Raw genomic sequence first — 9,403 nt, 5'->3', positions numbered from 1 at the left:
CAAATAGCTATCGACAACCGAGCGCTTGAAACGCGCACTGTGTTTGGACATGCAAAACCCCCGAAGGTTGTGTCCAACTTTCGGGGGTCAGTTCACGACGGCCGGGCTCATTCGTCGAATCTTTGGATTGCCTCAGGCGAGGCTGCCGTTGATCCAGTGCGACAGTGCGGTCTTCGGCGCGGCACCCACTTTCATGTCGGCCACTTCGCCGCCCTTGAAGATCATCAGCGTCGGGATCGAGCGCACGCCGTACTGCGCGGCCAACTCGGGATTCTCGTCGATGTTGAGCTTGGCGACCTTGATCTTCGAGCCGAGCTCCTTGGCGATGTCTTCCAGCGCCGGGGCGATCATCTTGCAGGGACCGCACCATTCCGCCCAGAAATCCACCACGACCGGCTCCTTGGCGTTGAGCACATCGGCCTGGAAATTGCCCTTGTCGACCTTGACGGTGGCCATGCTGAAATCCTTTCGAGAACTCGGGGTTGCACCAAATGTGGTGGTTGTGGCGGCGATGTTCAAGCAGTTCTTGTGTCACGCTCCCGTGAGTCGGGCAAGGGCATCGTCCATGGCGTTAGCCGGCAGCTCGATCAGCCTGGGTGCCTCGGTGAAGAGCAGCGCAGCCGTCACCTCCCGACCCGGATAAAGCGGCTTCAGCAGCGCGCGGTAGAGCGCAAGCTGGAGCACATAGGCCGGCGGCACTTCGCCCAGGCTCGCCGGCGCCGGCCGGTTGGTCTTGTAGTCGACGATCGAGACCTTTTGGGCAGTGACGGCCAGCCGGTCGATCTTGCCGGAGATGGAGCGCAGCTTGCCCTTCACCTCCAGGCTGCCCATGACCGCGACTTCCGCTCGTGAAGACGGCGAGAACAGCGCGCCAAACCCTCTGTCGGAAAGGATCGAAAGCACCGCCTCCAGCGCTTTGCCGCGCTCCGCCGCCGGCCAATCAGCGCCGGCGCGCGCCAGATAGCGTTCCGCGGCACTTCGCCTTTCGTCCTCGGCGATCCCGGGCAGCATCTGCAGCAGCTTGTGCAGCGCCAGTCCGCGCATCACCGCGAACCCAGGCTCAGCCTCGGCGTCGAGCACCGGCGAGCGCGTGTCGGGGAGGGCTTCGCTCGCTTCGTCGATCAGCGCCGAGGCGCCGGAGGGTGACAGCGGCCGCGGCAGCTCCTCATAGGGCGGCAGCGGCCGGAACAGGCCGTCCGACAGCGGCGCGGCATGCTCCAATGGTGCCGTCTCGTCCGCTCCGGCAAGCGCCACCGGCGGCAGCTTCGTCAGATGGAAGCGATGCACCGCCACATCGGCCGTCGCCGGATGCCGGCGCTCCGCGCTTTCCGACGCATTGAGTAGCGCCCGGCTGACGATCGAATGCCAGGTGCCGGCGCTCGGCGCCCGCTTGCCGTGATATCCGCAGACGATCAGCCGGTCCTCGGCGCGCGTCATGCCGACATAGAGCAGTCGCCGGTATTCGTCGTCGGCAAGCTCGCGCGCCCGCGCCGAGGCCGCCCGCGAAATGCCGTTGGCGACGTCGCTGGCCGACCGCCAGAGATAGCCCTTGCCCCTCCACTCAGCGCCCGAGCTTTCGAACGCCATCAGCCGCGGCAAATGCTGGTCGCTGAACGGTGCCGAGCCGCCGTCGACCAGGAAAACGACCGGCGCTTCCAGGCCTTTCGCTGCATGCACGGTCATGACGCGCACCTCGTCGCGCGTCTGGTCCATCTCGCGCTTGATCTCGGGACCGGCGTTTTCCAGCGTCGAGAGGAAGGATTCCAGCCCCGGCAGGCCGGTGCGCTCCTCAGCCAGGCAGAAGCTCAGGAATTCGTCCAGGATGTCGCCGGCTTCCGGCCCGAGCCGCGCCGTCATCTTGCGCCGCAGGCCATCGCGCGCCAGCGCGGCGGCGTAGAACTCGAACACCGGCTTGAAGGCGACCTCGTTCGCCCAGGCATCGAGCCGGCTAACGACGGCGGCCAGTGCCTCGTCCCCAGCCGCATGCTGCCGAAGCGAGGCGATCAGCGATTGCCCCTTGGGTCTCTCGCCGGCGACCATCAGCAAGGTCTCCTCGGACACTTCGAAGATCGGGCTGCGCAGCACGGCGGCCAGGGACAGGTCATCCTCCGGCTGGATCAAGAAATGGCCGAGCGCGATCAGGTCCTGCACGGCGATATGGCCGGGAAGGCTCAGCCTGTCGGCGCCGGCCACCGGGATCTGCCGGTTCTTGAGGCTGCGCGACAGCGCATGCACGAAGCGGTCGCGCTTGCGCACCAGGACAAGGATGTCACCGGCCGTCAGCTTCCGGCCCTTGCCTTCGATGATCTCGCCATTGCGCAGCCAGTTCTGGATGGTCGTGGCAACGTGCTCCGCCACCCGCACAGCCGGCGCGCTGGCATGGTTGACCGGCAAGGTCCAATCGTCCGGCTCTTCCACCATTTCGGCGCCGATCGACGGCCAGACCTCGACATAGCCCGGCGCATCGGTGCGGATCGCCTTGTGGCTCAGCGGATCGGGATCGTGACTGATGCCGCGCCGCACGCCCGGCTCGGCAAAGACGCGGTCGACAGCGGCCAGCACGTCGTCGCTCGAGCGGAACGACCAGGTGAGCTTGAGGTCGGCGAAAGAGGCTTCGGCGTCGCGCACGCGCCCAGCAAACAAAACCCGGCTCTCGGCAAAGGAATCGGGTGCCGCGCCCTGGAAGGAATAGATCGACTGTTTTTCGTCGCCGACGGCGAAGACCGTGCGCTTGACCGCCTCGCGCTGGCCGAGCCCGGCGAAGAACTCTTCCGTCAGCTTCTTCACCACCTCCCACTGGTCCGGGCTGGTGTCCTGCGCCTCGTCGAGCAGGACGTGATCGATGCCCTGGTCGAGCTTGAATTGCACCCATGGCCCGGCATCCGGCCGCGACAACAGGCTGACGGTGCGGGTGATGAGATCGTTGAAGTCGAGGAAGCCCCGCCCGCGCTTCAGTTGCTCGTAGCGGGCGATCAGCCAGCCGGCGACGGTGAGCGCGGCGGCCGTGCCTTCGAGCATGCGGAACAGCGCCAGCCGGTCCGACACGTCGAGGATCGCCTTGGCCGCCGCGAGATAGCGCTCCGGCAGGTCAGGCAGCCGGTCGACCAGCGCCTTCTTGAATATCTTCGGCGGATCGTAAGGGTCGCCGTCGGAGCGCAGGAACGCCTTGGCGAGCAGTCGCAGCCGCCGGATCGGATCGGCCTCGGCAAAGGCGCCCCGCGCGTAAGGCAGCAAATTGTTCAGCACTTGCCGTGCGTCAGCCGCTTCGGCCGCGCGGGCGAATTCGGCAAATTGGCCGGGTGCGAAGCCGGGCAGCGGCCAGACGGACGCGGCGATGTCCTCGGCCGTCTGTCCTGGCCCGAAGCCGAATTCGGCGAAGAGCGGCTTGAAATCCCGACCCTTGCCGAGCTTTTGGATGAAGCCGCGCAAGTCGTCGCGCTTGCCGACGATCTCCGAAAGTAGCATGTCGAGCCCGAATTCGCCGCCGCGCTCCAGCACCGTGGCAAAGGCATCCGCCAGGCCTTCGACGCCGGCGCCCGCGCCCGAGATCATGTCGCGGCGGGCGTCCGCGAACAGCGAGACCTCCATTTGCGGATCGAGCATTTCGAAATGCGCGGGGATGTTGGCCTCAAGCGGGAACTGATGCAGCACCGATTCGCAGAAGGCATGGATGGTCTGGATTTTCAGGCCGCCCGGCGTCTCAAGCGCCTCGGCAAACAATCGGCGTGCGCGCCGCATGGTGTCGCGGTCGGCGCCGCGCCCGTCGAGCGCGGCGATCCTCACCGCGAGTTCGGCGTCGGGCAAGGCCGTCCATTCCGACAGGGTCGAGAACACGCGGTTCGACATGTTGGCGGCGGCGGCGCGCGTATAGGTAAGGCACAGGATCTTCGACGGGTCGGTGCCATTGAGCAAAAGCCGGATGACGCGCTGCGCCAGCACATGCGTCTTGCCGGAACCGGCATTGGCGGACACCCAGGCGGAATTTTGCGGGTCGGAGGCGCGCGCCTGGCTGGCGGCGGTATCGGAGGGGATCGGATATCTCATCCTTCCGCCTCGTCCTCGCTGGCGCCGCCGGCCGACCATTCGAGCACCCGTGCCAGATGATCGTAGTCGCCATCGGCTTCGCCTTCGCGGAACGGCAGCGCACGCGACAGATAGCCGGTTGTCGGGTCGGCATAGTGGAAGAGCAGCCGCTCCAGCCGCGCCCAGGCCTCCTCGGCAAGCTCGTTGGCGGTCTTCGGCTTGCGGTTGTATTCGAGGATCGATTCCTCGAAAACCTCGCCATTCGGCTTCAGCCGCACGAAGGCAAGCTGCGAGGGCTCGCAGATGCCGAGCTCCTTGAAGGCGCCGCGTCTGAGCAGCGCGCCTTCGAGCGCCAGCTGCGGCGACAAGAGCGTGTGCGCCTGCGCTTTCGAGGGCGAGGAACCGGTCTTGTAGTCGAGGATATCGGCCATGCCGCCGGCGAGCAAGTCGACGCGGTCGGCATAGCCGGAGAGCGTGACGCCGGTGCGGCCGACGACGGTCTTTTCGGCGCGCTCCTCGGCAAAGCGCCGGGCGACGGCCTCGGCGCGGGTATGTTCCCATTCGATGATGTTTTCGGCGAGCTTTTCGAAGCGCGGCCACCATACCGCTTCGATATCGGGCGGAAGTGCTGCGTCGGCAAAAGAGATGCGGCCGGCCTCGATCAGTCTTGCCAGCGCGCCCGGCGCCCTTGGGTCCTCCACTCGCCGCGAGAACAGATGCAGGATTTCGTGGAACAGCGTGCCGCGCTCGGCAGCGCCCGGATCGCGGATCAGCGGGTCGAGCGGCATCAGTCCGAGGATACGCCGGGCATAGATCGCATAGGGGTCGCGGCGCAGCGTTTCGATCTCGGTGACCGAGAAATGCTGCGGCCTGAGCCGCAGCGGCGGTTTTGGTTGCGGGCGGGCCGCGAAGTCTTTCCTGTCACCGGCGTCCAAGGCGCGCGCCCAGCCAAGCAGCGCGTCACCGCGCCGGCCAAGCGCCGTCGCCTGGTCCTTGCCGATGAAGGTGAGGATGCGCTGCAGCCAGCGCGACGGCACCGCCGGCGCGTCGCCGGATCGCGCCGAGCGCGTCAGAACCACCGTTTCGGTGCCCATCGCCGTCTGGAAGTCATGCGCGGCAAGGCCGATGCGCCGCTCCGGCGGCTCGAGATCAATGCCGGTCTTCATCAGCCGCGACATGAAGCGGTCGCTCTCCGGCTTGCGCGGCCACACGCCTTCGTTGAGCCCGCCGATGACGAGCGTGTCGACGCTCTGCAGCCGGGCTTCCAGCGCGCCCCAGATGGCGATGTTGCGATCGGTGCCTTGCGCCGGCTTGACCGTTTCCGGCGCGACCAGTGCCTCCATCACGTCCGGCCATTCGGCTGCGGGGAAGACGAAGGGCGAGGATGCGGCGACCAGTCCGCGCAGCAGCTCGGCGAGCTTCTCGCCGGCGTCGCCGGCATAGAGTTCCGTCAGGCTGCCGTCGACCGCGCGGCCAAGACCTTCCAGCGCCACGACGCTCGCACGCGTCAATGTCGCGATGTCGGCGTCTTTCTCGTCGCGCATCGCGGTGAGTGGCAAGAGCGCGTTGGTAAGGCGGCTAAGCAACTCTTGCGCCTGCTCGATACCGCGCACGGTGAGGCGCGAAAACCAGAAAGGCTGCCGGGTGTCTCCGCTCAGGTCCGCGAGCCGCGTCTCGAAAAGCTCGCCGAGCGATGCGGCATCGGGACGACCCGTGCCGCCGCGCAGCGCAGCCAACTCGATCAGTTCGGCCGCCCTGCGCACGGCCTGGCGTTCCAGACCGAGCCCGAGCAGCGGATGCTTGAGCAGCGATAATAGACCCACCGCATCGCCGGGCCGGAACGCGGCGTTCAGCGCGAGCCTGAGCAGGCTGGCGGCCGGCGTGTTGGACAGCGGCGCGCCGCCGGAGTCGTCGGCGACGACACCGAAACGCAGAAGCTCGGCCGAGACGCGCCGCGCCAGCGCCCGGTCGCCGGTGACGAGCGCCGCACGCTTGCCGGGCAATTCCACGGCGCGCTTCAGCGCGATCGCGATCGCCGCCGCCTCGTCACGCTCGTTGGCCGCCTCTACCAGCGTCACGCCGGCCAGCGCCTGCTCGACATCGTTTGCCGCGAAACGTGGTCGTGTCTCGGTCCAGCGCTCGGTGGTCTCGGCCGGCCGCAGCGCCTCGCCGACAAGGGCCGCGCGCGCCGCAAGCGGCCTCGACGCCTCGCCAATCTCCTCGACGTCGCGACGCTCAACCCCGATGCCGCCGATCAGCTTGGCGAGACCATATTGCGGATGGCCGAGCGTCGCCGGACGCGCGCCGGGCGCCGAGATCGCCGCGAAAGACGCGTCGTCGAGCTCGCGGTCGAGACCCGGCAGCACGACGGCGCCGTTGGGCAGGCCGGCGATGACGCCAAGCAGTTCGGCGGTCGCGGGAATGGACCCGGTCGAACCGGCGGCAATCACCGGCCCGGCCGGCGGATTGCGCTTCAGCCGCGCCGCCTCCAGCCGGATCAGCGCGCTGCGGTGCGCGGCCGGATTGGAGCGGTGGCGTTCCTTCAGCAACTCCGGCCAGTTGTCGGTGACTATGCCGAGGAAATCGAGCGTCACCTGCCACCAGCCGGCAAGGTTGCCGGTGACCAGCGTTGCGAGCTTGGCCCAGTCCGTGCCCTCGGTTTCGATCTCGTCCATCAGGCGGGCAAGATCGCGCGCCAGCCAGATGGCGTCGGCGGCCGAGGTCGGCACGACGAATTCCTCGTTGAACCGCTCCCTGACATGCGCCGGCAGGCTTTCCTTCCAGGCGCGCACCAGCGGCGCCAGCAGCAGCAGCCGCTCCTGCGCCGCTATCGGCGGGGCGAGATCGATGGCGGGTGCGGTTCCCGCATCGAAGGCGGCCTCATCCTCGTCGAACTCGCCGAGCGGCCGCACCGTCGGCAGGATCGCCGAGCGCCTGCCCCCTCCCGACTCAGAAAGCACGTCGACGAAGGCGCCGCGCAGTGCTCTCGCGGCGCGCCGCGTCGGCACATAGATGGTGGCGTCGGCGAGCGCCAGCGGGTCGCCGTCGAAGCGGAAGCCGGGGATCAGGCGGCCGTCGAGCAACGCCTCCGCGAGCGTCGGCAGGAACGGCGCTCCGGGCGGGATGGAAAAGACGCGGCGCGAGCCGCTCATATCGCTTTCGCTAGAGCGCCGGCGACCGCCGCCTCGGCGGCCGGAATGGCGTCGGGCGTGCCGACGGTGATCCAGCGGCCTCGCATCGCGATGCCAAACAGGCGGCCGGCGGCGATCGCCTTGTCGAAATAAACATTGAGCGAATGCGAGCCCGCCGGAGCATCCTTGAATACGCGCGGATGGATGATCGCGGCGCCGGCATAGATCAGGCCGGCCGGATCGCCCTTCGAACGCCGCAAGGCGCCGTCCGGCGCTACCAGGAAGTCGGTGCCGACACAGTGCCCGGTTGCTGAGTCGAGATCGGTGAGCATCAGCAGAATATCCATTCTGGCAGCGTCCCATGCAAGGGCAAGGCGCTCGAGGCTGGGTTCACCGCTGTCGATCCAGAAGGTGTCTGCGTTGATGATGTAGAAGGGTTCGCCGCCCAAGAGCGGGAGCGCCTTGACGATACCGCCCGCCGATTCCAGCAGGGCTTCGCGCTCGTCGGAAATTACGATCCTCGGCGCCCGGCGGCCGGCGACATGGGCGATGATCTGCTCCGGCAGATGGTGCACGTTGACGACGGCCTTGCTGACGCCGGCGGCTTCCAGGCTGTCCAGCCCCCAGTCGAGCAAGGTCTTGCCGGCGATCTTCACCAGAGGCTTCGGCATCGTGTCGGTGATCGGCCGCATGCGCTTGCCGAGGCCTGCCGCAAGCACCATGGCGGTCTTCGGCTTCATGGCGAGCGTTCCTCCAGCAGGCCGTGGGCCATGTAAAATTCCTTCAAATGGCCAAGCGCCGGATGCGCCAGCGCCCGCCTCAGATAGTCGCGGATGCGCGGCAGGTGTTTTAGATAGTAGGGCTTGCCGTCGCGCTTTTCGAGCCGCACGAAGATGCCGAGGATCTTCGAATTGCGCTGCGCCGCCATGATCGCATAGGCCTCGGCGAAACTGGTCTCGTCGAAAGCGCCCACGGCATGCCGCGCGGCGATATAGGCATCGACCGTCCGCCGCTCGATCTCGGGCGAGACGGAGACGCGCGCATCCATGGCTAAAGAGGCGACGTCATAGGCGGCCGGGCCGATCAGCGCGTCCTGCACGTCGACGATGCCGAGCCGGTCGAAGCCGGAGCGCTCTGCGCGCCAGATGATGTTGGGCGAATGGAAGTCGCGCAGCATCAGCGTATATTCTTGGCCCGCAAGCCGGTCGAGCAAGGCGTTCCACTCTTTGTGGTAGCCGGCTCGCAATTCATCGCTTGCCGGCTTGCCGGTGATCCACGGCACATACCAGTCGACCAAAAGATCGGCCTCGATCAGCATGGCGTCGCGGTCGAAGGGCGGCACCTCGTGGAACACGCCCGGCGCTGCTTCCATGCGATCCGGCCAGGCCTTGCCATGCATCATGGCGAGCAGTTCCGCCGCCGCTTCATAGCGTTCGGCGATGGGGTGGCCGTCGCTGCCCAAAAATCCTTCCGAGCCGAGATGTTCGAGCAGCAGAAAGCCCTGGTCGAGATCCTGGGCATGGATAGCGGGCACGCCGACGCCGGCGGCAAGCAGCGCCCGGTCGATGGCGACGAAGGCGGCGACGGATTGCGCCGTGTGGGCGATCACCGCATAGGGCTTGCCGTCGCGCACCGGCGGACCGAGCACGAGGCGCGGCGAATTCATCAGCACGCGCGACGCCTGGCCGGGACGCGAGACGATTTCGTAGGAGCGGGCGGACGCATCGCCGACAAAATGCCGGCGGCCCGCTTCGCCCCATCCGGCGCTGGTCAGAAAATCGCGCATCGCGAGCGACCGCGCCGCGCGCTCGAACGCTGGTCCCTGTCCCGACAGCCGGGCCACGCGACCCGCGCCCTGCTCGGCAAGCTCGACCTGGAGCGCATTTGCCGGCAGCCGGTCTCCGGCCCGCTCCGGCCATTCGATCAGTGCCGCGCCCTGCGCCAGCGTGTCGTCGAGGCCGAGCTCGTCGAGCTCGTCCGGCGAGGAGAGGCGGTAGAGGTCGAAATGATGGACGGGTATCCGCGTCTCGTAGCTCTGCACCAGCGTGAAGGTCGGGCTCGGCACTTCGAGGTTGGCATCGTCGGCGAGCGCCCGGATGAGCGCCCGGGCCAGCGTCGACTTGCCGGCGCCAAGATCGCCTTTGAGCGCGATCGAGTCGCCTGTCCGCAGCGCCATGGCGAGGTCTTCGCCAAGCCTTGCGGTCGCCGCCTCATCGGCGAGAAAACGTTCCAGAACGGTCTTTGCCAAA

Annotated in this window: 5 protein-coding genes; all 5 read right to left on the bottom strand. The window is 67.5% G+C overall.

Features of this window, described 5'->3' with window-relative positions:
- Positions 1-132: 132 nt before the first annotated feature.
- Positions 133-456 carry a thioredoxin gene (trxA, locus tag ABID26_RS35375; RefSeq protein WP_040972836.1) on the bottom strand — a complete coding sequence of 108 codons (324 nt, stop codon included), beginning with the start codon at positions 454-456 and terminating at the stop codon, positions 133-135.
- A gap of 75 nt (positions 457-531) precedes the next feature.
- The gene (gene addA / locus ABID26_RS35370) at positions 532-4,044 is read right to left on the bottom strand and encodes a double-strand break repair helicase AddA (RefSeq protein WP_126096854.1); all 3,513 of its coding nucleotides are present in this window, start codon (positions 4,042-4,044) and stop codon (positions 532-534) included.
- On the bottom strand, positions 4,041-7,175 hold the full coding sequence (gene addB / locus ABID26_RS35365) for a double-strand break repair protein AddB (RefSeq protein WP_126096855.1): 3,135 nt from the start codon (positions 7,173-7,175) through the stop codon (positions 4,041-4,043). The genes addA and addB overlap by 4 nt, the downstream gene beginning before the upstream one ends.
- A complete protein-coding gene (locus tag ABID26_RS35360; protein ID WP_126096856.1) occupies positions 7,172-7,894 on the bottom strand; it encodes a nucleotidyltransferase family protein in 723 nt (240 codons plus the stop codon). The genes addB and ABID26_RS35360 overlap by 4 nt, the downstream gene beginning before the upstream one ends.
- The gene (gene tsaE / locus ABID26_RS35355; protein WP_126096857.1) at positions 7,891-9,402 is read right to left on the bottom strand and encodes a tRNA (adenosine(37)-N6)-threonylcarbamoyltransferase complex ATPase subunit type 1 TsaE; all 1,512 of its coding nucleotides are present in this window, start codon (positions 9,400-9,402) and stop codon (positions 7,891-7,893) included. Before tsaE ends, ABID26_RS35360 begins: the two co-directional genes overlap by 4 nt.
- Position 9,403 lies beyond the last annotated feature (1 nt).

It is taken from the genome of Mesorhizobium shonense (assembly GCF_040545255.1).
GTDB classification, from domain to species: Bacteria; Pseudomonadota; Alphaproteobacteria; order Rhizobiales; family Rhizobiaceae; genus Mesorhizobium; species Mesorhizobium shonense.
This window is presented reverse-complemented; position numbering and strand designations above follow the sequence as displayed.

Excerpts from the sequence above, each read along its gene's own strand:
- ABID26_RS35360 (WP_126096856.1), bottom strand. The coding sequence starts at position 7,894 with ATGAAGCCGAAGACCGCCATGGTGCTTGCGGCAGGCCTCGGCAAGCGC.
- addA (WP_126096854.1), bottom strand. The coding sequence starts at position 4,044 with ATGAGATATCCGATCCCCTCCGATACCGCCGCCAGCCAGGCGCGCGCC.
- addB (WP_126096855.1), bottom strand. The coding sequence starts at position 7,175 with ATGAGCGGCTCGCGCCGCGTCTTTTCCATCCCGCCCGGAGCGCCGTTC.
- trxA (WP_040972836.1), bottom strand. The coding sequence starts at position 456 with ATGGCCACCGTCAAGGTCGACAAGGGCAATTTCCAGGCCGATGTGCTC.